Genomic DNA, 24,073 nt, shown 5'->3' on the forward strand with positions numbered 1-24,073 from the left:
GTCAGGCTCCCTTGTTCATGCCAGCCTTGAGCGCGGCGAGTTCGGCGTCGACCTTGTCGGACGATTGCAGCTCCGCAATCTCTTCCTCCAATGTCTTTGGCTGCTGTCCCAGCGCCATGGCGTCGGCGCGGCCTTCGGCCATGTCGACCCGGCGTTCGAGCATGTCGAACCGAGCAAAGGCTTCGTTCACCTTCTCACCCGCATAAGCTTCCCGAAGGCGCAGACGATTTTGCGCGCTTTCCATGCGCGTGACCAGGCTGCTCTGCCGGGCGCGGGCTTCGCGCAGCTTGGCCTGCAACTTGGCGATATCCTCCTCCGACGCCGCCAACGCTTCGTCCAGCACTTCGATTTCATGCGACAGCTGTCCGGCCATGTCGGTCGCCTTCTGCTTTTCCACAAGCGCCGCCTTGGCCAGATCTTCGCGGTCCTTGCTCAACGCCAGCTGCGCCTTTTCCGTCCAGCTGTCCTGCAACGCCTGCAGCTTGCCGATGTGACGGCGCATTTCCTTCTGGTCGGCGATCGTGCGGGCGGCGGAAGCGCGCACTTCGACCAGCGTCTCTTCCATCTCAAGGATGATCATGCGGATCATCTTGGCCGGATCTTCCGCCCGATCAAGCAGGTCTGTGACATTGGCGGCGATGATGTCGCGGGTGCGGGAGAAAATACCCATCTGAACTTCACTCCTGTCTGGCTGCATAAGATGACGCTGCGGCGGCTTTGCCTTCATCATTGCAGGGGCCGTGCCAATTGCTGACATCAGCCGGAAAATGGGCGCTTTAAACGGTCGTTGTCGGACGATAGGCGTTGCCACTTGCCAAATCATGGTATTTTTCACCATAAGTTGGCAATGGAGAAGGCAGCCTATTTCATCGGCCAATCATTAGCGTTTCTGGACGCCGTCGAACAAGCCAGCCGCGCAGCCGAACTCAACCGCCCGGTTTTGATCGTTGGGGAGCGGGGGACGGGCAAGGAACTGATCGCTGAGCGGCTGCATCGGCTGTCGCCGCGCTGGGGCGAGCCGCTGATCATCATGAATTGCGCAGCGCTGCCCGAAACTTTGATCGAGGCGGAACTGTTCGGCCATGAACAAGGCGCGTTCACCGGCGCGGCCCGCGCCCGCGCCGGTCGGTTCGAGGAAGCGGACGGCGGCACGCTGTTCCTGGACGAACTGGGCACATTGTCCATGGCGGCGCAGGAGCGGCTCTTGCGCGTGGTCGAATATGGCGAAGTGACCCGCATCGGCGCATCCCGGCCCAAAATGGTCGATGTGCGCATCATCGCGGCGACCAATGATGACCTGCCTTTGGCCGCCCAAACGGGACGTTTCCGGGCTGACCTGCTCGACCGGTTGAGCTTTGAGGTCATCACTCTGCCGCCGCTGCGTGTTCGCGACGGGGATGTCGCCGTTCTGGCGGATCATTTCGGGCGGCGGATGGCGGCTGAACTTGGCTGGGAACAATGGCCGGGCTTTGCCCCCGCGAGCATAGCCGAACTGGACGCGCACCAGTGGCCGGGCAATGTCAGGGAATTGCGCAATGTGGTGGAACGGGCCATCTATCGCTGGGATGATCCTGCGCGGCCCGTTTCGCGCATCATTTTCGACCCGTTCGCATCGCCCTGGAAACCCGCAGCGCTCCAGATGGCGGCACATCCGCCCGAAGCGCAGTCACCGCCCGCAACCCCGCCCCCCGAACAGGTCAGCGACCTGCGGGCCACCGTCGATGCGCATGAAGCGGCAATCGTCAGGGCCGCGCTGGAACGTTACCGCTACAACCAGCGCGCCACCGCCAAGGGGTTAGGCCTCAGCTACGACCAGCTGCGGCACTGCATGAAGAAGCACCGTTTGGCTGTCAGCTAAAGCCCCTGCAATCAGCGCGTCGGCACCGGCTCCGCGCCCGAATAATCGTAAAAGCCCTTCCCGGTTTTCCGACCCAGCCAACCGGCTTCGACATATTTCACCAACAACGGCGCGGGCCGATATTTGGGATCGCGCGTCGTCGTCTGCAGCACGTTGAGCGCTTCCAGGCAGGTGTCGAGGCCGATATAATCGGCAAGCGTGAGCGGACCCATGGGATGATTCAGCCCCAAGCGCACGCCGGTATCGATATCCTGCATGTTGGCCACGCCTTCGCCCAGGGTGAACACGGCCTCGTTCAGCATCGGCAACAGGATGCGATTGACGACGAAGCCGGGCGCGTCGAACGCATGCACGACCTTCTTGCCAAGGCGCTTCACATAGGTTTCGACCGCGGCAACCGCCTCGCTCGACGTGGCCAGTCCACTGATGACTTCCACCAATGCCATTGCAGGCACCGGATTGAAGAAGTGAACGCCCAGGAAGCGCTCCTTGTCCGGCACGGCCTGTCCAAGGCGCGTGATGGGAATGGACGATGTATTCGACGCCATGATCGCGCCGGGTGCCAGGACCCCGCCGAGATTGGCGAAGATGGTGCGTTTGATATCCTCACGCTCGGTCGCTGCTTCGATGACCAGTTGCGCTTCGGACAACGGGGCCAGTTCACCGCTCACCCGGATGCGCGCCATTGCGGCGTCCACATCTGCCTGGGTCTGCTTTCCCTTCTCCACCGCCTTGCCAAGCTGCCGGGCGACGCCATCGCGGCCCTTTTCAGCGCGCGCCAGGTCGATGTCGCACAATATGACGTCGTAACCGGCCTGAGCAGAAACCTGCGCGATGCCCGCACCCATCTGACCAGCGCCAATGATACCTATTACCCGGATCTCGGTCACAGCCTTACCTCCGCTCTGATTGATTTGCCCGATTGATTTGGACGTTGCCCTAGCGGCAAGGCGCGGACGCGACCAGTGGTTTTGCAGCCCGGCACAGTGCGGGGCCGGACAGGGAAGGGATGGAGCACGACAGAAGGCCCCACCTGCCCGGCAGAATGGTTTCATGACGGTTATTTCCGTCTTTGCGCTGCGGCTGCATGATGGCTAAAAGGCCGCGCATGTCCGCTTTTGTGCCCATGCCCGCGCCGGCGACCGGAAGGTTCATCGGCGCGGCGCATCATTTTCCCCTGCGCGTCTATTTCGAGGATACGGATCTATCGGGTCTGGTCTATCACGCCAATTACCTGCGCTATATGGAGCGGGCACGGTCCGACATGCTGCGCGTCGCCGGGATCGACCAGCGCGCGACGCATGAAGCGGGTGATGGCGTCTATGCTGTCACGGACATCAAGATCCGCTATCGCCGCCCGGCGCGGCTGGACGATGACCTGATGGTGGAAAGCCGCGTGACTGCATTCGGGGCCGCGACCTGCGCCATTCATCAGAGAGTCAGGCGCGGCGAGGAATTACTGACGGATGGCGAAGTTTCGGTCGCCTTCCTGACGCAACAGGGCCGTCCACAGCGGCAACCAAGGCCCTGGATCGATATTTTTAGCCGTTTGATGACAGGGGAAGACATCAACCCATGAGCCTAATGATGCCCGGCATGGGCGCAGCAGCCGGCGCCGCCGCGCAAGCCGCCACCATTTCGCCGCTCGTCCTGTTCCTGCAGGCGGACATCGTCGTAAAGGTGGTGATGCTGGGGCTTTTGCTCGCCAGCATCTGGACCTGGGCGATGATTATCGGCTTTACCTTCACCCTGCGCCGCGCCAGCCGTCAAAGCAGCGCGTTCGAGGATGATTTCTGGAAGGCCGAGGATATCGACCGCTTCTTTGAAGCACGGGGCAAGGCGGACTTTCCCGCTGCCAAGGTGATGGCCGCAGGCGTCACCGAATGGCGGCGATCCACCGCGCAAAAGGTCATAGACCGCGAAGGGACACGCGACCGGCTATCGACCAGCATGTCGAGCACCATCGCGACGGAAATCGATCGCCTGTCCGATCGGCTGAACATCCTTGCCACCATTGGGGCGGTCGCGCCCTTCGTCGGGCTGTTCGGCACGGTATGGGGCATCATGCGCGCGTTCACCGCGATTGCGGCTGAACAGAATAGCTCGCTCGCCGTCGTCGCGCCCGGCATTGCGGAAGCATTGTTCGCCACCGCCATCGGCCTGTTCGCAGCTATTCCAGCAGTCATCGCCTATAATCGCTTCAGCCATGGCATCAACCGGATGGAAGCCAAGCTGACCCGCTTTGCCGACGGTTTCTATTCCACGCTGAGCCGCGAGCTGGAGGCGCAGCGGTGACGGGAGCAGACATATAATGGCCATGTCGGGACCTCCTTCCGGCCGCCGCGGGCGTGGCCGCGCGCCGATGGCGGACATCAACGTCACTCCGCTGGTCGATGTCATGCTGGTGCTGCTCATCATCTTCATGGTGACGGCCCCGTTGCTGGTGACGGGCGTGCCCGTGAACCTGCCGGAAACACGCGCCAAGGGGCTTGACCAGGACCAGCAGCCCAAGGTCGTGTCGGTCGATCGCGATGGCGCGATCTTCATCGACGACGATCAGGTGAGCGACGTCGACCTGCCCGACCGGCTGGCGGAGATCATGTCGGCCAATGCCGGACAACCCGATCCGCCCCAGATTTTCCTGCGCGCCGACACCGCCCTTGATTATGGCCGGGTGATGCGGGTGATGGGGGAACTGAACCGCGCAGGCCTGAACAAAGTCGCGCTCGTCAGCACGGGCAGTGAGGGCGGCGATGCATCCGCCGCGACTGTCAGCAGCGGTTCAGAATAGGAGCCATAGGGACCGGGGATGGAGAGCGCGGAGAAAATCGGCCTTGGCGTAGCGACGGCGGGACATGTCCTGCTGTTCGGACTCCTGTCCGCCGGTTTCCTGGCCACGCCCAATCCGCTCAAGCTCAATTCGCCGCCGATGGACGTGAGCCTGATCGATGAGGTTGCGCTGGAATCGATGGCACCCCGCCTGTCCACGCAGCCGCCACCGCCCAGCGTCGCGCCCGAAGAAGGCCCGACCGAAGACGCCGCGCCTGCCGCTTTGCCAGAACCGGCCCCCGCGCCGGAGCCGGAACCCGCGCCACCGCCCAAAAAGCCATCCCCGCCCCGCAAGGATGTGCCCAAGGCTGCGCCCAAGCCCAAGCCCGCGCCCGAAAAACCGGCTGTAAAGGCCAAGCCTACGCCGCCCAAGCCAAAGGCCGCAGCAGCGCCCGCCCCGGCGCAGCAGAAGGCGAAGGCCAAGCCCAAGGCTGACTCGCCTGCACGCGCATCAGGCGAGGGAAAAGCGCAGAAACCGCGCGGCTCGATGCTGGGCAAGGACTTCCTGAAAGGCATCGACACCGAAGCCGACGCGCCGCGCAAGCCCGCACCAGCCCCGGCTGCCACCTTGGGTCCGGCGCAGAAGGCGGCGCTGGACGCCGAAATTCGCCGCCAGCTCAAACCACATTGGCGTCCGCCGTCGGGAGCGGATGCCGATCAGCTCGTCACCCTGCTGGAAGTGCGGCTGGACAAGAATGGCCGTGTCGTCGGCGCGCCTGAAGTGATCGAACAGCGCGGGGTGACGGCCAGCAACCGCCCGCAGGCGCAGATCCATGCGGAACGCGCCATCCAGGCGGTGAAGCTGGCTTCGCCTTTTCGCAACTTGCCGCCTGAATTTTACGAACAATGGAAATGGCTGCGGCCACTTCGTTTTGATGCGAGGCTGAACCGATGATGACGACCCTGTTGCGCCGCCTGAGCGTGGCCGCCACCGCCCTGATCGCCCTGGCCACAGCCCCCGCTGCCATGGCGCAGCTGTCCGTGGACGTTACCGGCGAGATTGAAAGCAATCTCAAGATCGTGGTCCCGGCGCTTCCGGCGCAGGCCGAAGTCTCCACGCCTGCAGGATCATCGACCGAACTCGGTCGCAAGATCGCGGAAGTCATCGCGACCGACCTCAAAGGGTCCGGCCTGTTCGATCCGTCCGGGCCGGGCGGCATCCCTACTATCGCTTTCCCGGAAGTCACCAACCCCGTCTATGACAAATGGGGCGCTTATCAGGCGCTGGTGCAGGGGTTCGTCCGCACCACGGGCGGGGAAGCCGACATCACGGTGGGCTGCTACCTCTACGATGTAGCGCTGAAGCAGGAATTGACCCGTCAGGGCTATGTCGTCGCCCCGCGCGACTGGCGGCGCGCTGCGCACAAATGCGCCGACGCCATCTATGCCCGGCTGTCTGGGGAAAGCCCCTTCTTCGACAGCCGCATCGCCTATATCGCCGAGAGCGGACCGAAGGGGAACCGCACCAAGCGGCTTGCCATCATGGATTCCGACGGCGCGAACCACCGCTTCATCACCAATGGCCAGTCGCTCGCGCTCACGCCGCGATTTTCCCCCGACTATAAGTCGATCGTTTATGTGAGCTATCTGAACAACCGGGTGCGCATCTATGTCTATGACATCGGCACTGGCAGGCAGCGGCTGGTGACCGAAAGCAGCAATCCGACCTTTGCCCCGCGCTGGTCCCCGGATGGTCGCACCATCCTCTTTTCCATGGCCGTCGCCGGCAACACCGACATTTATCGCGTGCCTGCCGGCGGCGGGACGCCGGTGCGGCTCACCAACGCGCCGGGCATCGATGTGGGCGGTAGCTATTCACCCGACGGAACGAAGATCGTGTTTGAAAGCGATCGGTCGGGCAGCCAGCAAATCTATGTCATGAACGCCGATGGTTCAGCCCAGCGCCGGATCAGCCATGGCGGTGGGCGCTATGCGACGCCCGAATGGAGCCCGCGCGGCGACCTCATCGCCTTCACCAAGATCGCGGGCGATTTCAAGATCGCGGTCATGACGCCGACCGGCGATAATGAGCGGATCCTGACCAATGGCTGGCAGGACGAGCAGCCGACCTGGTCCCCCAATGGACGGGTGCTGCAATATTTCCGCACCAGCGCCGGTCGCCAGGGCAGCAGCCAAGTGTGGCAGGTCGACCTGACCGGGGTTAACGAACGCCGTATCCCCACGCCGCTCAGCGGTTCCGACCCTGCCTGGGGTCCATTGCTGCCCTGATATGGAACCAGATCGTCCCGACAGCGTAACGACATGATCAACGCTGCGGATTTCAACTCTCTTCAAGGAGATCCCGATGAAACTGTCCCGCCCCCTCCTGATCGCCGTTTCCGTCCTTGCCCTCGCCGCTTGCGGCAAGAAGGCACCCAAGGACCTGCCGCCACCGCCCGCCGGTGACCCCAGCGCGCAGACCGGCATCGGCACGACGCCCACCGGCCCGGTCAAGGGCAGCCAGGAAGATTTCGTGGCGTCGGTCGCGTCCGACCGAATCTTTTTCGACACCGACCAATATGATGTCGATGCCCAGGACCAGCAGACCTTGCAGAGCCAGTCCGCATGGTTGCAGCAAAACCCCAATGTCCGCGTCACGATTGAAGGCCATGCCGACGAACGCGGCACGCGCGATTATAACATCGCCTTGGGGGAACGCCGCGCCAATGCTGCGAAAAACTATCTTGCATCGCTGGGCATCGACCCCGGCCGGATCAACACGGTAAGCTATGGCAAGGAACGCCCGGCGGCGCTGGGTTCGGACGAATCCGCCTGGGCGCAGAACCGCCGCGCGGTGACCGTCACCGTCCAATATTAAAGCCGTCGGGTCGCACCAGGCTTTAGGAAGCCCGCCGGTCAACAGATCGGCGGGCTTTTTCATTCCCGCCTACCCTCGCGGGGAGCAGCTAAGGCAGCTTGCGCCGCTCCGCGATGCGGCGTCCGATCAGTTCCATGACATTCACGGTAATCTCGACCGCCGTGTCGGGCAGATCGTCGAACAACTCCCGTGTCAAACCGTCCAGCCGCGCCTCTATCCGCGCGGCCAGGTTGCTGCCCGCAGGCGTGAATTGAACGTGGTTCGACCTCTTGTCCTTGGGGTGGGGAAGGCGTTCGATCAGCCCCATGGTGGCCAGCTGATCCAGCGTGCGCACCAGCGATGGCTGCGTGATGCCCAGCTGTTCGGCCAGGTCCGCCTGCCGCACGTCGGGGCCCAGCCGGGCAAGGTGCACAAGGCACCAGCCCGCGCTGGCCGAAACCCCGAACTGCGCTAAGGCTTCATCCGTCAAATGCCGCCAGCTTCGCGCCACCTGCGGCATTTTCTGAACCAGCGAATATGTCAGGTCAGAGCGGGACATAAGGGTTAGTGGGCGGCGATATTATCGACCGCGCCACCGCAGCCTTTCACGCGCGCCGCGCGCCGGAAAAGCCAGCCGCACCGAATGCGCCCAACTGCATGGTGCCGTTGATGGCATCACCGTCCACGACCGCTTCGCAATCCATCGTCATCGGCATGGGGAGCGTCATGTTCATCTTCCAGGTCAGCTTGTCGCCGTCGACTTTGCCATCGGCCACGTCGAGGGAGCCCATCATGCCTGCGAAGGTGCCGTTGAAACTGTCCCCCGTGCTGATGACCGTAAAAACGCCCTTCTGGTCGCCCAAGGGTGTTTTTGCCACGCAGTCATAGGCACCATCGACATTCGGCATCATGCAATCTCCTTCGCTGCCATCAATCGGCAAGTGTACCCATTTCAACGGGCAGGCCCACCGCGTCAAGCTGCGGCCGCACAAGCTTCGCATCGCCGACCACGACCCAGATCAGCCGGTCGGGATTGATCGCTTCCCGCGCCGCCTGGTCAAGGTCGGCCGGGGTCATGGCCCGGTAGATATCGGGCAGCTTTTCATAAAAGTCGTCGGGCCGCCCCAGCAGGCGGTTGCGCATCATCGCGCCCAACAGATCGGACGATGTTTCGAAGCTGCCCGGCAGCGACAAGATCTGGCTGTTGATCGTCTGGTTGCGCTCAGCCAGCGTCGTACCCTTTGCCGTCAGGAAATCCGTCACATCCTGGCGCGCCGCGATGATGGATTCGCCGGTCTTGTCGGTCTGCACCGGCGCATAGATCAGCAACGGAATGGTTTCCTTCACCCCCGGCAGCGCGCTGCCCGCATAATAGGCCCAGCCTTTCGTTTCCCGCAGGTTCATGATCAGCCGCGACGTCGAACTGCCGCCCAGCACCTCGTTCGCGGTGGTCAACGTCACCGGATTGTCAGTGCCGCGCTTGTTGGTTAGCAGGCCCGCCAAGATCATCGACTGCGGGCTTTGCGGCTTGTCCACCAGGATGATGCGCGCTGGACGCATCATGCGGTCCATGCGGAACAGCTTCGTACCCTTGGCGACCGCCGGAGCCTTCCAGTCGCCGAACCGCTTTTCCAGCAGCGGCATGATGTCGGCCAGGTTGGTATCGCCCGTTACGAAGATGGTCGCATTGTCGGGCCGCATCCATGTGTCGTGGAACGCGATCATATCCGCGCGCGTCGCTGCCTTCACGCCGCTTTCGGTGCCGGACCCCGTGAACGGAATGCCATAGGGATGCGCCTTTCCATATAGCAGGGGCGGCAGCAGTCGCTGGGCGATCGGCATCGGTTCGGTCTTTTCCGCCGCGATGCGCGTCAGCAACTGGCCCCGCAGCCGCTCCACCTCCGCCGGGGCGAAGGCGGGGTTGCGAATGATATCGGCGAGCAGCCCCAGTGACGCGTCCAGATTGGGCTTGAGCGCGTATAGGCCGACAGTGGTGCTGTCCATGCCGTTGCCCGCGCTGATCGACGCGCCCAGCCTTTCCTGTTCTTCGGCGATCTGGATGGAGGTGCGGGTCGCCGTTCCTTCATCCAGCAGCGCCGTCGTCAGCCCTGCGACGCCCAGCTTTTCCTTGTCATCCGCCGCATTGCCGGCGTCGAACGATACCGAGACACGCACCACCGGCACGGTCGCGCGCCGAGCGAATATGACCGGGATGCCGTTTTTCAGCTTCGCACGCTCGACGTTCGGGAAATCCAGATCCTTGACCGGCTGAATCGCCGGCTCTGCGATTTTCGTGGGCGCTGGCGGCGTCGCGGCAGCGGGCGATGGCTTGTTGGGATCGCGGAAATAGGCCGGGCGGTGGGTGGCATTGCCCGCCAGCGCATTATCCTGCGCCGACCGCTGCCCCGGTGCCACGGTCAGTCGGAATATAGGCCGCCCCAACCATTTGCGCGCCGCCGCACTCACCGACTGCGGCGTCGCGGCGGCGTAAGCGGCCAGATCCTTCTTATATTTGCCCGGATCGTCGGAATAAACCGCGCCTTCGGCCAGCGTCACCGCTTTGCCACTGAAACCGCCCACTTTCTCCAGACCGCCGATCGTGCCGGACAACTGCCGGGTCGCCGCGCGCCGGACTTCATCGGCGCTGGGGCCATTTTTCAGATAGTCGGCGAGCAGCTGGTCCAAGCGCTTGCCGACGGCGACCGGGTCCTGCCCCGGCTTCACATCGACGGTTATCTCGGCAATCGACAGCTTTTCGAACGACTGGACGCTGGCCTTCACACCCACCGCGACCTTTTCGCCGCGCACCAATATATTATCGAGCCGCGACGAGCTGAGCCCGCCGAACACCGACATGGCAAGGTCAAGCTGTGGCAGGTCCTCGGAATTGACGCCCGGCACGATCCAGTTGCGATAAAGCCGGGTCGCAGCGACATTGTCGTGCATCAGCTTGTCGACATCCTGGTCCAGCGTGGGGACCGTCGCGTCGACGTCCACGGGTGCCGGACCCGCCGGGATATTGCCAAACCATTTTTCGACCTTCGCCTTGGCGGTCGGCACATCGATGTCGCCAGCCAGCACCAGCACGGCATTGTTAGGGCCGTAATGCGTCCTGAACCAGTTTTGCACGTCGGCAAGGCTGGCGGCGTTCAGGTCCGCCATCGACCCGATCGTCGAGTGGCGATAGGGATGCCCTTCCGGCAGCATGGCGGCCAGCTGCGCATATTCCACCAGGCCATAGGGCTCATTTTCGCCCATCCGCTTTTCATTCTGCACAACGCCGCGCTGCGTATCGAGCTTTGCCTGCGTAACCGCGCCCAGCAAATGACCCATGCGATCTGATTCCAGGAACAACGCCCGGTCGAGCGCGCCGGTCGGCACCGTTTCAAAATAGTTGGTGCGGTCGAACCAGGTCGTGCCGTTCCAATCGGTCGCGCCGATATCCTCCAGCCGTCCGAAAAAGGGTCCATCGGCATTTTCCGAACCGTAGAACATCAGATGTTCGAACAGATGGGCAAAGCCGGTCTTGCCCTTGGGCTCGAAGCGCGACCCCACATGATACCAGACCGACACCGCGACCACGGGAGCCTTGCGGTCGGTATGGACGATGACGCGCAACCCATTGCTCAGCGTGAACTGTTCGTACGGAATGTCGACGGCGGACACGAGGCTGGAGAGCGGTGCGGGAGCCGTCTGGGCAGCGGGGGCAGCGAGCGCGGCAGGGGTGGGAAAGGCGATGAGGGAGAGGCTCAAGGACGACAGGCCGAGCGACAAAGCCAGACGGCGCGCGGTGGAGGAAAATGTCATGTGTGAGGCGCCCTCATCAAAAGCTGGAGACCATGGCCGGGGAAGCTACGGTGACCGCAGCATAGCGGCGCATGGGGACGGCGCAATATGATTGGGATATGATGAGCGGCGCAAGCAGGGCTTATCTCCCTCAAATATGGGCAGCTTTGCTCAGGGCGCGCGGCGATGCTAAGGATATTTGCATAGCGCCTCTTGTGTGTCATTTATGCAACATTACATCGTGGCAAGTTTCACGAAGGGCTTCCTATGAACCTCGAAAAATTCACCGACCGCGCCAAGGGCTTTCTCCAGTCGGCGCAGACCGTTGCGATCCGCATGAGTCATCAGCGGATCAGCCCGGAACATCTGTTGAAAGCGTTGCTGGAGGACCAGCAAGGCATGGCGTCCGGCCTAATCAAGGCCGCAGGCGGCGACCCCGCCGTGGCGCTGCGCGAAACGGATGCGGCGCTGGCCAAGGTGCCCGCCGTTTCGGGCGGAGGCGCGCAGCAGACGCCGGGCTTGGACAATGATGCGGTGCGGGTGCTGGATAGCGCCGAACAGATCGCGGCGAAGGCAGGCGACAGCTTCGTCACGGTCGAACGGCTGCTGCTGGCGCTGGCCCTTGCCACGACCAGCGCAGCGGGCAAGGCGCTGAGCGCGGCGGGCGTGAAGGCGGAAGGGCTTAACGCGGCGATCAACGATCTGCGCGGCGGGCGGACAGCCGACACGGCGGGCGCGGAGGATCGCTATGACGCGCTCAAGAAATTCGCCCGCGACCTGACCGAAGCGGCGCGCGAGGGCAAGCTGGACCCCGTAATCGGTCGCGACGAGGAAATCCGTCGGACGATCCAGATTCTGGCTCGCCGGACCAAGAACAACCCGGTGCTGATCGGCGACCCTGGCGTTGGCAAGACCGCCATCGCCGAAGGCCTGGCGTTGCGCATCGCCAATGGCGACGTGCCCGACACGCTGAAGGACCGGACGCTGATGGCGCTGGACATGGGTTCGCTGATCGCGGGCGCGAAATATCGCGGCGAGTTCGAGGAGCGGCTGAAGGGCGTGCTGGACGAGGTGAAGGGCGCGGAAGGCCAGATCGTGCTGTTCATCGACGAAATGCACACGCTGGTCGGCGCGGGCAAGTCCGAAGGCGCGATGGACGCGGGCAATCTGCTGAAGCCTGCGCTCGCACGCGGCGAGTTGCACTGTATCGGCGCGACGACGCTCGACGAATATCGCAAACATGTTGAGAAGGACCCCGCGCTGCAGCGGCGCTTCCAGCCCGTCTTCGTGGGCGAGCCGACGGTGGAGGATACCATCTCCATCCTGCGCGGGCTGAAGGAAAAATACGAACTGCACCATGGCGTGCGGATCACCGATGGCGCGATCGTGTCGGCGGCAATGCTGTCCAACCGTTACATCACTGACCGCTTCCTGCCCGACAAGGCCATCGACCTGATGGACGAGGCCGCCAGCCGCCTGCGCATGGAGGTGGAGAGCAAGCCTGAGGAGATCGAGACGCTCGACCGGCGGATCATCCAGCTCAAGATCGAGCGGGAGGCGCTGAAAAAGGAAAGCGACAAGGCGTCCAAGGATCGCCTGGCGGCGCTGGAAGAGGATCTGGCGAACCTTGAACAGCAGTCGGCGGAACTCACCCAGCGCTGGCAGGCGGAAAAGGACAAGATCGCAGGCGAAAGCAAGCTCAAGGAGCAGCTGGACGCCGCGCGAATGGAACTGGAACAGGCGCAGCGGGCGGGCGACCTCGCGAAAGCGGGCGAGCTGGCTTATGGGCGCATCCCCGAACTGGAGCGCAGGATCGCCGAGGCCGAAGGCGCCACCGAGGGCGCGATGCTGCGCGAAGAAGTGACGAGCGAGGACATCGCTTCGATCGTCAGCCGCTGGACCGGCATCCCGGTCGACAAGATGTTGGAAGGCGAACGCGAAAAGCTGCTGGCCATGGAGGCCGAACTCGCCAAGCGCGTCATTGGCCAGGCCGATGCGGTGAAGGCCGTGTCGACCGCCGTGCGTCGTTCGCGGGCGGGCTTGCAGGACCCGAACCGACCGCTTGGGTCTTTCCTGTTCCTAGGCCCGACCGGCGTCGGCAAGACAGAGCTGACCAAGGCGTTGGCCGGTTTCCTGTTCGACGACGACAGTGCGATGGTGCGCATCGACATGAGCGAGTTCATGGAGAAGCATTCGGTCGCCCGGTTGATCGGCGCGCCTCCGGGCTATGTCGGTTATGAGGAAGGCGGCGTGCTGACCGAGGCGGTGCGGCGGCGGCCCTATCAGGTCATCCTGTTTGACGAGGTGGAAAAGGCGCATGGCGACGTGTTCAACGTGTTGCTGCAGGTGCTGGACGATGGCCGCCTGACCGATGGGCAGGGGCGCACGGTCGATTTCACCAACACGATCATCGTGCTGACATCCAACCTGGGCAGCCAGTTCATCGCCAGCCTTGCCGACGACGAGCCGGTGGAGAAGGTCGAGGACCAGGTGATGGATATCGTCCGGGCGCATTTCCGACCGGAATTCCTGAACCGGCTGGACGAGGTGATCCTGTTCCATCGCCTGGGCGCGGACCATATGGCCCCGATCGTCGACATTCAGGTTGCGCGGATCGGCAAGCTGCTGAAGGACCGCAAGGTGACGCTGGACTTGACGGACGGCGCGCGGGCGTGGCTGGGCCGGGTCGGCTATGATCCGGTCTATGGCGCACGGCCATTGAAGCGCGCGGTGCAGCGCTACCTTCAGGACCCGCTCGCCGACCTGATCCTGCGCGGCGAGGTGCCCGACGGGGCAACGGTGAAGGTCGATGAGGGTGACGGGGCGTTGCAGCTGAGCATCGCATGAAAAAGGGGCGGCAGTTGCGCTGCCGCCCCTTCTCAGGTCGAGCCATGGACAATCAGAATGTAACCGATGCGCCTATGAAGAATGACCTGCCAAGCGGATCATAAGTGGCGGGGAAGGTATTGCCGCTGTTTTCGATGGTGCCGCCATAATCATTGCCGACGACCGGCGGCTTCTTGTCGAACAGATTGTTGATGCCGCCGCGCAGCTGGAAGCGTTCAGCAACGCGAACCGTGCCGCTGAGATCGAAATAGCTGCGTGCGCCGATTACCGGGACGACGAAGTCCGCCGGATCGGCCCCGTTCAGGACAATGTCGTCCTTGGTGAGCTTACCGATATAGCGCCAGCGAAGCAGCAGGCTGACGGGGCCATAGTCCAGCTGCGTGTTCTGGACGAACTGCCATTTCGGCTGAGGCCGCAAGCAGGTCTTGCCCACCAGACCGACGCAGTCATAGGAGGGGAAGATGGCGGCGGGCTGATCCACCGACTTGATCGCGCGCGTCGCGTTGATGCCGAATTGCAGACGGGCATCCTCGCCAATCTTGAACTGATAGGCGGCGGCAATGTCGATGCCGGTACGCTTCAACGATGCAGCATTGAGCGTGCTAGCGTCGACGCCGGTTTCCGTGCCGCCGCTCAGCGACCCGTTGAGGGGGTTGCGACTGATCAGCTGACAGAAGAAGCCGTTAGGGTCCTGCTCCTGTTCGTAGCAGGCATCGATAATGACCTGTTCGGAAAACTGGGTGATCGCATTCTTCACCTTGATATCGAAATAGTCGATCGAGGCAGTGAAGCCAGGCAACTGGCGTGGCGCAAGGACCAGGCCGATGCTGAAGGTGTCCGACTTTTCCGGCGTCAGGACGGGATTGCCGCCGATATAATTGTTGATCTGACCAGCGATTGGACCGTTGACGGTGCCGATCCGCCCGGCAGGAACCCCCGTGTCGAGGCATAGTTGCGTCAAGGCCGCGTTACCCACGGGGTTGGAGCCAGCGCAGGGATCACTTTCCAGATCCCCGGTGCTGGAGGTGCGGGGTTCGCCCAGCTCCGCCAGATTGGGCGCCCTTACGGCCCGCTGATAGAGGCCGCGCACGCGCAGGCCCTGGGTCGGCTCCCACTCGCCGCCGGCCTTGAAGGTCCAGTTGGTAAAGCTGTTTGCAAATGTGCCGCCAGTGACGAGGTTGGTGACGTCGCTACTATATTTGGAATAGCGCAGGCCGCCCTCAAATGTCAGGGCTTGTGCGAAGGGCATGTCCTCCAGCAGCGGCACGCGGATTTCCGCGAACAGTTCCTTCACCGTATATTTGGCGTCAATGGGCGACTGCGACCCGAAGCCAGGCGAGTTACCCGCGACCAGATTAGCATCTGGCCGGGACACCGTCTTTTCCCGGCGATATTCCGCGCCGACCGCAAAGCCAGCCGCCGACGACGCGGTAGGAAGCGTGAACATATCCCCGGCGAGCGACGCACCAGCAACGAACTGCGTCGTCTTGTCCACCGCTTCCAGATCGAGACGGATGAACTGCCCGGCCTCCGGCGTCAGGTTACCGGCACCGAACAGGTTGACGGGGACGCAGCCATTGCTGGGATCGATGCAGGTAGGCACGCCGCCCACATTGCGGACCAGCAGGCCCTGCTGCGTCTTGGCGAAATCAATATCGTTCAGATACTGCTGCCTGCGCTTCACCTGGCCATATTGCGCGAACACCTCATAATTGAGGGAGTCGGTAATGTCTCCGCGCAAGCCGCCGACAAATTGCAGGGCCTTGTTGCGATAGATGGAATCGCGCGTACCCAGTTCGGTCGTGCGACGGCCGAAGGCTATGTCCACGTTACCGTCATTATCCGTATCCAGCGGCGACAATATGGTGCGGGCCTGATCCGACAGGAAGGGATTGTCGAGGTTCACCGTGAAGGGGAAGAAGAAGGTGCCCGACGGTGCGAGGATCGTCTTCACCTGGGTATCGACGTAGGAAACCCGGCCAAAGAAACGGGCTGAATCGGAAAATTCATATTTGAGCAGGGCGTGCGCCTGATATCGTTCCTGCGGGGCCTGGAAGAGGTTGTAGGGATTGAAGTTGAACGAACCGACCACCGGCCCCAGATCGCCGTTCGGCCGGAACTGGGCGAAGCAGTTGCCGTCATCGATATCGGCTTGCGAACAAATGGTGGGAAAGCTGTCCGAGATATTGCCCGGCGTGTCGGTAAGGCTGCCTGACGGCTGAAGATCCGCCTGGCCCAACGCGAATTCGGAAAAGCTGCGCCGACCCTGGCTGAGGGCGGCAGTCGTGGTATATCCGCCGTTCACGACGATATGCCCGCGCCCTTCGTTGAAGCTGGTGCCATAGGTCAGGCTGGCGTCGAACGTCCGCGCGTCTCCACGGCTCGTAATGCCATATTGCGCGTCTGCCTTGAAACCCTTGAACTCGTCATCAAGTATGAAGTTGACGACCCCCGCAACCGCGTCGGACCCATAAACAGCCGAAGCACCGCCAGTCACAACGTCCACGCGCTTGATCAACGCCGCAGGGATCATGTTGACGTCGACGATGCCGTCATTGTTGTAGGGTACGAACCGCTTGCCATCGATGAGGACCAGCGTCCGCTTCTCCTCCAGATTGCGCAGGTCGATCGTAGCCGCGCCTTCATTACCATTGTTGGTTTGACCGCCGATGCCCGGAACGGCCTGGGGGATGTCACGGAGCACGTCTTCAACGGAGGTAGCCCCGGACAATTTGATCGTATCGGCTGAAATGATCGAAATGGGCGAATTGGACGTCAGGTCCGGTCGGGCAATACGTGACCCGGTCACGATGATGGTTGCCGTCTCTCCCTCTGCGGCGTCAGATTGCACAGTGTCCTGTGCAACTGCCTGGAAGGAAGTGAACAGCCCCATGGTTGCGATCGCGATCGCAGACGCAGCGGCCCCGTTGGTCAGCAGCGCTGACTTGATAAATTGTTTCACGGTCCAGTCCCTTGCTCTGGAAGCACGCAGGGGAGTCCTGCGGCATTTTTATGGCGCAGGAAAAGGGTGGAAAGCCCGACAGCAAACCCTTCGTCATGCGCGCTGCATGCTAGTCTGCGCAGTCGTTTTAAGAGTGTAAAGCAATGTCAGACGCATCGCACACTTTGCTATTATACTGTCGTAAATTTGCCACAACGGGTTTCAAGGCGAGCTGAACGATTGTTCAATAACATTGTTATAGGCCTGCGAAGGTCTGGGAAACTTTGATTTCCGCCCCCTGCCCGGCAGTGCGATAAAATTGCTCTTCAGGAGAGCAGGGGGTGTCACTGAGCGGGCATCGGCCCTGCCAGACGTAGGGGATCGATGCGGGCGTCGTTCCAGCGGAGACCCCAATGAAGATGCGGCCCCGTTGCGCGGCCAGTCGCGCCGACAGCGCCGATCCGCTGCCCACGCACGACGGCATCCCCCAATTTCACGTCGATGCGGGAAAGATGCAGGAAAGCGCTGCTGAGACCATGGCCATGGTCGATCATCAACAGCCGCCCTTCCAGCGTGAAGGGGCGATCGGCAGCCAATATGACCACGCCATCGGCGGGCGCGACGACAGGCTCTCCGGTTGCTCCGGCTATATCAATGCCGCCATGATAGGAGCCCGGCACGCCCTGATAGATGCGTTGCGATCCGAACAGACCTGATATGCGTCCGATGCGCGGCCACAGAAATGCCTGTCGCCACCCCTGCGCGCCGGTCACCTTCGCCCGGGCCGCCGCGATCTGTTCGAGTTCGGGTCGGCGCAGGGCGAGGAAAGCTTCACTGCTCCGGCCAGCACGCAACGGCGCGTTCACCCGCTCTATCCGCCAGCTCCCCGGCGACACGGCAATCGAACGATCTGTCGTGCGTCCATCAGCAAAGCGCGCCGTCAGGCGCGCTTGCGGCAAGGCGTCGCAGTCAAATCCGATGAGGAAGCGGCCATCCGCGCCGATTGGAACCGGCTGGTCATCCAGCCGCATTTCTACCGTGCCAGATGGTGCCATGCCGGTGAGAATGCCGCCTTGCACGGCTGGTCCCGACAGAATGATGTCCGTTGGTGAAGCAAGGGAAGGAGCGGCAACCGTGGCAATCGCCAGCGCCACGACCATCATCCGCAGCATCACCGCCAGCCGTTCATACACCCGATCAATGCCCACCCGTCTATTCGCCCCGTGCCCTCAATTCCGCCTGGGCAGAAACTTCGGCGCTCGCATAAGGCTCCTGCCGCGCGATGCTCCAGTAGCGCAGGTCGTCGAGCGGGATTTTCTGACCCGTCACCGCGCAGACGACATGATCGCCCGCCTGCAGGACGCGGAAGCTGTAGGCCATGTAATGCAGCCGGGCCGGACGATCACGGTTGGACATCAGCATGAGTTCAGTCGGCCTTTTTCAGATCATGCCGCATCAGGAAAACAGGTCCTGCTGTCGGCGTTCTTCGCTCTCACGCGGCTTGCGCGACGGACGGGCTATAGGGGATATAGCCTGCGGTTGTGGCTTCTCAAGAGGGTCGGACGGCGGGCCGCCATCGATTGCCGCGCCTATCGCGCCATCGGCGAAATGAAGCGTCACCGTCCCGGCGGCCTGCGCCCCAGCCACCGACTTCACCAGCTGCCCTGCTGCCATGACCCGCGCAAAACCACGGCGAAGCGGCAGGTCGGGATTGACCGAGACGAACAGCCGCGACAGGCGATCGAATGCCGTCGCCTGATCCTGGAAAATACGGGTGAGATAGTCGGGGCGCAGGCGAAGGCGGTCGACGCGCTCCCTGGCGCGGCTGAGATGCTGGTGGAGCAGCGCAGGGCGGAGAGCGCCGCCTGCCTGATTGAGGTGCGCACGGGCATCGGCCAGGCGGTGGCGCAGGCCATTGCCCAGATTGTCCGACAGTTGGTCCAGCCTTTGCCGCTGTGGCGCGAGCAACGTATCGAGCGTCGGCATCAACCGCATTTGCATGTCCAGACGCTCACGCGCCTGCCCGGCGCTGCGACGCACGGCGCGCTCCATGCGGAGCCCCTGTTCCCTTAACATGGTCACTAGGTCGGCGCGTACCGGGACCGCCATTTCGGCTGCTGCCGTTGGGGTCGGCGCGCGCATGTCGGCGGCATGATCGCACAGCGTCGTATCGGTTTCATGGCCCACGGCGGAGATGATCGGAATCGAACATTCAGCCACGGCGCGGACGACGATTTCCTCGTTGAAGCTCCAAAGATCCTCTATCGACCCACCGCCGCGCGCCACGATCACCAGGTCGGGGCGCGGGATCGGCCCGTCCGCCTGCATCGCACTAAAGCCGCGCACCGCCCGCGCGACCTGCTCGGCGGCCCCCTGCCCCTGCACCAGCACGGGCCACACAAGCACATGGGTCGGGCAACGATCCTCCAGCCGATGAAGGATATCGCGGATGACCGCGCCGGTGGGCGATGTCACCACGCCGATGGTGCGGGGCATGAAAGGCAATCGCCGCTTGCGGCTGCCGTCGAACAATCCTTCCGCGCTCAGCCTGGCCTTCAGCTTTTCCAGCAGCGCCATGAGCGCGCCTTCACCCGCCAGTTCCATCCGTTCGATGACGATCTGATATTTGGACCGGCCGGGATAGGTGGTGAGCTTGCCGGTGGCGATCACCTCGACCCCGTCCTGCGGCGAGAACGGGAGCCGGGCCGCGCCGCCCTTCCACATCACGCCGTCGATGACGGCATTATCATCCTTGAGGCAAAGATAAATGTGTCCCGACGCTGCCCGCTTGAAGCCCGAAATCTCACCGCGCAACCGCACATGACCGAAACGATCCTCTACCGTGCGCTTCAATATCGCGGACAATTCGCTCACCGACAGCGGCGGCGCGTTGTCCCCTGCCCGTTCCTCGGCTAACAGGCGGGCCGACGCATCGATACCAGCTTCAAATTCCGGGGACATCGGCGAAATGAACATCCTTCTGCTTGGCGGTGGTGGCCGCGAACATGCGCTGGCCTGGAAGCTGGCGCAATCGCCCTTGCTACAGACCCTTTATGCCGCACCGGGCAATCCGGGCATAGCCCAGCATGCCACGCTGGTCGACCTTGACGTCGCCGATCATCGCGCCGTGGTGGATTTCTGCCTGCGCCAGTCGATCGGGCTGGTCGTGATCGGCCCGGAAGCGCCGCTGGTCGATGGGCTGGCCGACAATCTGCGGGTCAAGGGCTATCCGGTGTTCGGACCGGGGAAGAAGGCGGCGCAGCTGGAAGGGTCCAAGGGCTTTACCAAGGATCTGTGCAAGCGGGCCGGCATACCGACGGCAGGCTATGAACGGGTCCACAGCAAGGGCGGCGCGGTCGCCGCGCTCGATGACTTCGGGTTGCCGGTGGTCATCAAGGCCGATGGCCTGGCGGCGGGCAAGGGCGTGATCATCGCCGAGACGCGCGAAGAGGCCATTGAGGCGCTGGACTTCATGTTTTCCGGCGCGTTCGGCGGAGCGGGCGCTGAAGTCGTGCTGGAAGAATTCATGACGGGCGAGGAAGCGAGCTTCTTTGCGCTGACCGACGGAAGCGCCATCCTGCCCTTTGGTTCGGCGCAGGATCACAAGCGGGTGGGCGACGGCGACACCGGCCCCAACACCGGCGGCATGGGCGCCTACAGCCCGGCGCGAGTCCTGACCCCCGAACTGGAAGCGGAGGTCATGGAAAAGATCATCCGACCGACCGTCGATACGCTGGCCGCCGAAGGAACGCCCTATTCCGGGGTGCTCTATGCCGGTTTGATGCTGACCAGCGAAGGCCCCAAGCTGATCGAATATAATGCGCGCTTTGGCGACCCGGAATGCCAGGTGCTGATGATGCGCTTTGACGGCGACCTTGCCGCGCTTCTGCTCGCCGTGGCGCAGGGGAAGCTGGCGGATCAGGGGCCTGTGCAGTTGGCGGACCGGGCCGCGCTCACCATCGTCATGGCGGCCAATGGCTATCCCGGCACGCCCGAAAAGGGAGGCGAGATTCGCGGCATAGACGCAGCCCAAGCCAGTGGCGCACATGTTTTCCATGCGGGGACGGCGGAAAGCAACGGTTTGCTGGTGGCGAATGGCGGACGGGTGCTGAATGTCACGGCTACCGGCGACACAGTCAGCCAGGCACAGGCCGCCGCCTATCGTGCCGTCGATGCCATCGATTTCCCCAGCGGTTTCTGCCGCCGTGACATTGGCTGGCGGGAAGTAGCGCGCGAGACACGATAAAAGGTCAGACCGCCCTTGCTACAAACCGCCGGGCGTTCTTAGATAGCCGTCAGAACAGGGAGGACTGAAAATGCAGGAATTCTTCATGGACTACGGCCTTTGGCTGCTGGTCGGGCTGTTGATCGTCATCGCGCTGGTGTTCCTGCTGGCAGGACGGCGCAAGGCAGATATTCGCGGGGATGATGCGCAGGTTGCAGCCCCGACAGCGAATGCCGCCGACATAGCCCCCATCCCCGCCGCCCCGGTGCGCGCGCCGATCTCTGAACCAGTTGCTTCCTCGGCTCCCGAGCCAGTGGCGGCTGCGGAACCAGTGGTAGCGCCGACTCCGATTCCCGCCTCTCCATCGGTCGCCATGCCTGCGGGGGAAAGTGATAACCTGCTGCGAATGAAGGGGGTCGGCCCCAAGCTCAACCAGCAGCTCATCGACCTGGGCGTGACGCGCTACGCCCAGATCGCGAACTGGACTGACGCCGACATCGCGACGATCGACGGAAAACTCGGCAATTTCAAAGGACGCCCCGTGCGCGACCAGTGGGTCGAACAGGCGAAATATCTGGCCGCTGGCGACTTCGCAGGCTTTGAAGCCAAATACGGCAAGCTCTGACCGTTCAGGCTCCGCCAGCTGAGGTTTCGAAAGCTGAAATCAGCCGCGCGCCAGCAACTCGCGGGCGCGGGGGGCGAGGCGGTCGGTCGCGGCGCGGTGGATGCCGGGGGCGGCGCAAAGAAGGCCGAAGGCGGTAGGCTGGGGACGGTTGAAGGACAGTGGGTCGCCTAAGGCATCTGTGACGATTGCGCCGGATTCCTGCGCGATCAAGCCAGCGGCGGCGATATCCCATTCATTGCCCCAACGCACGGTGGCGACTAGGTCAGCTTCGTCCGCCGCCACCATGGCCATCCGCAGGGCGATGCTGTTGGGCTTGTCCACGGTGACAAGGTCGCTGTCGTGGCGGGGCAGTTGGTCGGCAGGCACGCGAGAGCCGGGCAGGCGGGTGCGCGTCCCGGCGGTGAGCGACCGCCCGTTTCGGCTCGCCCCCTGCCCCGCCTGCGCCAGCCATAGCTGGTTGCGAGCGGGCGCGGCGAGGATGCCGACGCGCACCGCGCCCTGTTCGACCAGCGCCACGGAGACGGCCCAGCCAGTACGCCCACGCAGATAGTCGCGAGTGCCGTCGATCGGATCGACGACCCACACGCGCGAGAGATTAAGCCGGTGAACCGTGTCCGCAGTCTCTTCCGAAAGCCAGCCGGCACCCGGATCGATCGCGCCCAGGCTTTGCCGCAGCATCTCGTCTATTTCCAGGTCCGCTTCGCAGACGGGATGGCCGGGCACTTTTTCCCATTGGCGCACGAGCGTCTGCCCGCCCGCCCACAGCGTCAGCGCCCGGTCCGCCGCATCCGATACCGCACCGACAATGGCGCGCAGGTCGATATCAGCCTCCGGCAATGGTCATCCCGTCGACGCGAAGCGTGGGAACGTTCATGCCGTGGCGGAACGCAAGGTCGTTGGCGGGCGTCATCGCGCGGAACATGTCCTTCAAATTACCCGCGATGGTGATTTCCGACACGGCCTGGCCGATCACGCCATCTTCGATCAAAAAGCCCACCGCGCCACGGCTATAGTCGCCGGTGACGCCGTTGACGCCCATGCCGATCAGGCTGGTAACATAAAGCCCGCGCCTGATGTCCGCCATCAACGCGGCGGGCGAGAGGCTGCCCGGTTCCATATGCACATTGCTGACCCCGGCAGAGCCTCCGCCCCGGCTGGCATGACCGGTCGGCTCAAGGCCCAGTTGGCGCGCCGAGGCGCTGTCGAGCAGCCATCCGGTCAGCACGCCTTGTTCGATCAACGCCCTGCTAGCGACGGGAAGCCCTTCTCCATCAAATGGCCGCGATCGCAAACCGCGCACCCGCAGCGGATCGTCGATAATGGTGACGGCGCTGTCGAACAGCGCCTGGCCCAGCGATTCGAGCAGGAAGCTGGAACGCCGCGCGATGGCCGGTCCCACCATGCCGCCGACCAGATGGCCGATCAGGCTGGACCCGACGCGCGGATCGAAGACGACGGGCATGACGCTGCTTTCGACCTTGACCGGATTGAGCGATGCCACCGCCCTTTCCCCGGCCCTGGTGCCGATCGCTACCGCATCCTCCAGGTCCTGCAGATAGCGCGCGCTATGGCTGGCATGATCACGCTGCATGTCCGCGCCCGTCCCGGCAAGGACGCTGGCCCAGGTCGAATGGCTGGTGCCTGCATAGGCTCCGGCGAACCCATGGCTGGTGACCAGTGCCATCTGGCTGCGGCCGTTGGATGCGCCACCGCCTTCGCTATTGGTCACGCCGGACACGGCACGCGCCGCTTCTTCCACGATATGCGCCCGTTCGCGCAGCGCCGCAGGTTCAGGTTCCGACGCGTCGGCCAGATCAAGATCGGCAGGCGGTTGCCGCAGCAGGCGATCTTCAGGCGCAAGCCCCGCATAGGGATCTTCCGGTGCCTCGCGCGCCATGGCGATGCAGCGTTCGACCAACGTCCCCAGCGTCTGCGGGTTCATGTCGGACGCGGAGATGCTGGCCGACCGCTGGCCGATGAAGAGGCGAAGGCCGATCTCTTCGCCTTCCGATCGTTCCACATCCTCCAGCGCGCCCAAACGAACCGACACGGTGGTAGACGCATTGCCGGAATAGACCGCATCGGCTGCGTCCGCCCCGGCCCTGCGTGCCGCGGTCACCAGATCCTGAGTGCGCGACTGGGCTTCTTCGAGGCTGAGCATGGGT

21 protein-coding genes are annotated in these 24,073 nt (G+C 63.4%); 10 read left to right on the top strand and 11 right to left on the bottom strand.

What is annotated here, in order from left to right:
- Position 1 precedes the first annotated feature (1 nt).
- Positions 2–670, bottom strand: a complete 669-nt coding sequence (pspA, locus tag FHS54_RS03970) for a phage shock protein PspA (RefSeq protein ID WP_167302458.1) — start codon at positions 668–670, stop codon at positions 2–4.
- 177 nt (positions 671–847) lie between these two features.
- On the opposite strand from pspA, the gene pspF reads away from it, so the two are divergent.
- A complete protein-coding gene (gene pspF, locus FHS54_RS03975) occupies positions 848–1,858 on the top strand; it encodes a phage shock protein operon transcriptional activator (RefSeq protein WP_167302459.1) in 1,011 nt (336 codons plus the stop codon).
- Between the two features lie 11 nt (positions 1,859–1,869).
- On the opposite strand, the gene FHS54_RS03980 is transcribed toward pspF, so the two are convergent.
- Positions 1,870–2,748 carry a 3-hydroxybutyryl-CoA dehydrogenase gene (locus FHS54_RS03980; RefSeq protein ID WP_167302460.1) on the bottom strand — a complete coding sequence of 293 codons (879 nt, stop codon included), beginning with the start codon at positions 2,746–2,748 and terminating at the stop codon, positions 1,870–1,872.
- Between the two features lie 218 nt (positions 2,749–2,966).
- Between FHS54_RS03980 and ybgC the strand changes: the two genes are divergently transcribed.
- The 6 genes from ybgC to pal all read left to right on the top strand — a co-directional run bounded on the left by ybgC (position 2,967) and on the right by pal (position 7,505).
- On the top strand, positions 2,967–3,437 hold the full coding sequence (ybgC, locus tag FHS54_RS03985) for a tol-pal system-associated acyl-CoA thioesterase (RefSeq protein ID WP_167302461.1): 471 nt from the start codon (positions 2,967–2,969) through the stop codon (positions 3,435–3,437).
- Entirely contained in the window at positions 3,434–4,153 is a 720-nt protein-coding gene (tolQ, locus tag FHS54_RS03990; protein WP_167302462.1) for a protein TolQ, read from the top strand. The genes ybgC and tolQ overlap by 4 nt, the downstream gene beginning before the upstream one ends.
- A gap of 16 nt (positions 4,154–4,169) precedes the next feature.
- Positions 4,170–4,649: a protein TolR gene (gene tolR, locus FHS54_RS03995; RefSeq protein WP_167302463.1), complete on the top strand. Its 480-nt coding sequence runs from the start codon at positions 4,170–4,172 to the stop codon at positions 4,647–4,649.
- Positions 4,650–4,667: 18 nt separating this feature from the next.
- Positions 4,668–5,582, top strand: coding sequence for a TonB C-terminal domain-containing protein (locus tag FHS54_RS04000; RefSeq protein ID WP_167302464.1), 915 nt, complete (start codon positions 4,668–4,670; stop codon positions 5,580–5,582).
- Positions 5,579–6,916: a Tol-Pal system beta propeller repeat protein TolB gene (tolB, locus tag FHS54_RS04005; protein ID WP_167302465.1), complete on the top strand. Its 1,338-nt coding sequence runs from the start codon at positions 5,579–5,581 to the stop codon at positions 6,914–6,916. The genes FHS54_RS04000 and tolB overlap by 4 nt, the downstream gene beginning before the upstream one ends.
- 76 nt (positions 6,917–6,992) lie before the next feature.
- A complete protein-coding gene (gene pal, locus FHS54_RS04010) occupies positions 6,993–7,505 on the top strand; it encodes a peptidoglycan-associated lipoprotein Pal (protein WP_167302466.1) in 513 nt (170 codons plus the stop codon).
- A gap of 88 nt (positions 7,506–7,593) precedes the next feature.
- On the opposite strand, the gene FHS54_RS04015 is transcribed toward pal, so the two are convergent.
- From FHS54_RS04015 to FHS54_RS04025, 3 genes are all read right to left on the bottom strand, one after another.
- The gene (locus FHS54_RS04015) at positions 7,594–7,974 is read right to left on the bottom strand and encodes a MarR family winged helix-turn-helix transcriptional regulator (protein ID WP_341785929.1); all 381 of its coding nucleotides are present in this window, start codon (positions 7,972–7,974) and stop codon (positions 7,594–7,596) included.
- 115 nt (positions 7,975–8,089) lie between these two features.
- On the bottom strand, positions 8,090–8,392 hold the full coding sequence (locus tag FHS54_RS04020; RefSeq protein ID WP_167302700.1) for a hypothetical protein: 303 nt from the start codon (positions 8,390–8,392) through the stop codon (positions 8,090–8,092).
- Between the two features lie 22 nt (positions 8,393–8,414).
- A complete protein-coding gene (locus tag FHS54_RS04025) occupies positions 8,415–11,291 on the bottom strand; it encodes a M16 family metallopeptidase (RefSeq protein WP_167302468.1) in 2,877 nt (958 codons plus the stop codon).
- 246 nt (positions 11,292–11,537) lie between these two features.
- On the opposite strand from FHS54_RS04025, the gene clpB reads away from it, so the two are divergent.
- A complete protein-coding gene (clpB, locus tag FHS54_RS04030; RefSeq protein ID WP_167302469.1) occupies positions 11,538–14,117 on the top strand; it encodes an ATP-dependent chaperone ClpB in 2,580 nt (859 codons plus the stop codon).
- A 52-nt stretch (positions 14,118–14,169) separates the two neighbouring features.
- On the opposite strand, the gene FHS54_RS04035 is transcribed toward clpB, so the two are convergent.
- The 4 genes from FHS54_RS04035 to xseA form a co-directional block, all read right to left on the bottom strand.
- Positions 14,170–17,079, bottom strand: a complete 2,910-nt coding sequence (locus FHS54_RS04035) for a TonB-dependent receptor domain-containing protein (RefSeq protein ID WP_167302470.1) — start codon at positions 17,077–17,079, stop codon at positions 14,170–14,172.
- Between the two features lie 323 nt (positions 17,080–17,402).
- Positions 17,403–18,230, bottom strand: a complete 828-nt coding sequence (locus FHS54_RS04040; RefSeq protein ID WP_167302701.1) for a M23 family metallopeptidase — start codon at positions 18,228–18,230, stop codon at positions 17,403–17,405.
- A gap of 40 nt (positions 18,231–18,270) precedes the next feature.
- A complete protein-coding gene (locus FHS54_RS04045) occupies positions 18,271–18,480 on the bottom strand; it encodes a DUF2093 domain-containing protein (RefSeq protein ID WP_167302471.1) in 210 nt (69 codons plus the stop codon).
- Positions 18,481–18,513: 33 nt separating this feature from the next.
- The gene (gene xseA / locus FHS54_RS04050; RefSeq protein ID WP_167302472.1) at positions 18,514–20,019 is read right to left on the bottom strand and encodes an exodeoxyribonuclease VII large subunit; all 1,506 of its coding nucleotides are present in this window, start codon (positions 20,017–20,019) and stop codon (positions 18,514–18,516) included.
- Between the two features lie 7 nt (positions 20,020–20,026).
- Between xseA and purD the strand changes: the two genes are divergently transcribed.
- Both purD and FHS54_RS04060 read left to right on the top strand, forming a co-directional pair.
- Positions 20,027–21,304 carry a phosphoribosylamine--glycine ligase gene (gene purD, locus FHS54_RS04055; protein ID WP_167302473.1) on the top strand — a complete coding sequence of 426 codons (1,278 nt, stop codon included), beginning with the start codon at positions 20,027–20,029 and terminating at the stop codon, positions 21,302–21,304.
- A 70-nt stretch (positions 21,305–21,374) separates the two neighbouring features.
- Positions 21,375–21,908 carry an NADH-quinone oxidoreductase subunit E gene (locus FHS54_RS04060; RefSeq protein WP_167302474.1) on the top strand — a complete coding sequence of 178 codons (534 nt, stop codon included), beginning with the start codon at positions 21,375–21,377 and terminating at the stop codon, positions 21,906–21,908.
- 39 nt (positions 21,909–21,947) lie between these two features.
- Here the strand turns inward: FHS54_RS04060 and FHS54_RS04065 are convergent, their stop codons facing one another.
- Positions 21,948–22,745, bottom strand: coding sequence for a 3'(2'),5'-bisphosphate nucleotidase CysQ (locus FHS54_RS04065; protein ID WP_167302475.1), 798 nt, complete (start codon positions 22,743–22,745; stop codon positions 21,948–21,950).
- Positions 22,732–24,069, bottom strand: coding sequence for a TldD/PmbA family protein (locus FHS54_RS04070; protein WP_167302476.1), 1,338 nt, complete (start codon positions 24,067–24,069; stop codon positions 22,732–22,734). The genes FHS54_RS04065 and FHS54_RS04070 overlap by 14 nt, the downstream gene beginning before the upstream one ends.
- Positions 24,070–24,073: the final 4 nt, after the last annotated feature.

This window comes from Sphingobium vermicomposti (genome assembly GCF_011762025.1).
GTDB lineage: Bacteria > Pseudomonadota > Alphaproteobacteria > Sphingomonadales > Sphingomonadaceae > Sphingobium > Sphingobium vermicomposti.

Excerpts from the sequence above, each read along its gene's own strand:
- FHS54_RS04025 (WP_167302468.1), bottom strand. The coding sequence starts at position 11,291 with ATGACATTTTCCTCCACCGCGCGCCGTCTGGCTTTGTCGCTCGGCCTG.
- clpB (WP_167302469.1), top strand. The coding sequence starts at position 11,538 with ATGAACCTCGAAAAATTCACCGACCGCGCCAAGGGCTTTCTCCAGTCG.
- FHS54_RS04070 (WP_167302476.1), bottom strand. The coding sequence starts at position 24,069 with ATGCTCAGCCTCGAAGAAGCCCAGTCGCGCACTCAGGATCTGGTGACC.
- purD (WP_167302473.1), top strand. The coding sequence starts at position 20,027 with ATGAACATCCTTCTGCTTGGCGGTGGTGGCCGCGAACATGCGCTGGCC.
- FHS54_RS04045 (WP_167302471.1), bottom strand. The coding sequence starts at position 18,480 with ATGCTGATGTCCAACCGTGATCGTCCGGCCCGGCTGCATTACATGGCC.
- xseA (WP_167302472.1), bottom strand. The coding sequence starts at position 20,019 with ATGTCCCCGGAATTTGAAGCTGGTATCGATGCGTCGGCCCGCCTGTTA.
- tolQ (WP_167302462.1), top strand. The coding sequence starts at position 3,434 with ATGAGCCTAATGATGCCCGGCATGGGCGCAGCAGCCGGCGCCGCCGCG.
- FHS54_RS04000 (WP_167302464.1), top strand. The coding sequence starts at position 4,668 with ATGGAGAGCGCGGAGAAAATCGGCCTTGGCGTAGCGACGGCGGGACAT.
- tolR (WP_167302463.1), top strand. The coding sequence starts at position 4,170 with ATGGCCATGTCGGGACCTCCTTCCGGCCGCCGCGGGCGTGGCCGCGCG.
- tolB (WP_167302465.1), top strand. The coding sequence starts at position 5,579 with ATGATGACGACCCTGTTGCGCCGCCTGAGCGTGGCCGCCACCGCCCTG.
- ybgC (WP_167302461.1), top strand. The coding sequence starts at position 2,967 with ATGTCCGCTTTTGTGCCCATGCCCGCGCCGGCGACCGGAAGGTTCATC.
- FHS54_RS04020 (WP_167302700.1), bottom strand. The coding sequence starts at position 8,392 with ATGCCGAATGTCGATGGTGCCTATGACTGCGTGGCAAAAACACCCTTG.
- pspA (WP_167302458.1), bottom strand. The coding sequence starts at position 670 with ATGGGTATTTTCTCCCGCACCCGCGACATCATCGCCGCCAATGTCACA.
- pal (WP_167302466.1), top strand. The coding sequence starts at position 6,993 with ATGAAACTGTCCCGCCCCCTCCTGATCGCCGTTTCCGTCCTTGCCCTC.
- FHS54_RS04060 (WP_167302474.1), top strand. The coding sequence starts at position 21,375 with ATGCAGGAATTCTTCATGGACTACGGCCTTTGGCTGCTGGTCGGGCTG.
- FHS54_RS04040 (WP_167302701.1), bottom strand. The coding sequence starts at position 18,230 with ATGCTGCGGATGATGGTCGTGGCGCTGGCGATTGCCACGGTTGCCGCT.
- pspF (WP_167302459.1), top strand. The coding sequence starts at position 848 with ATGGAGAAGGCAGCCTATTTCATCGGCCAATCATTAGCGTTTCTGGAC.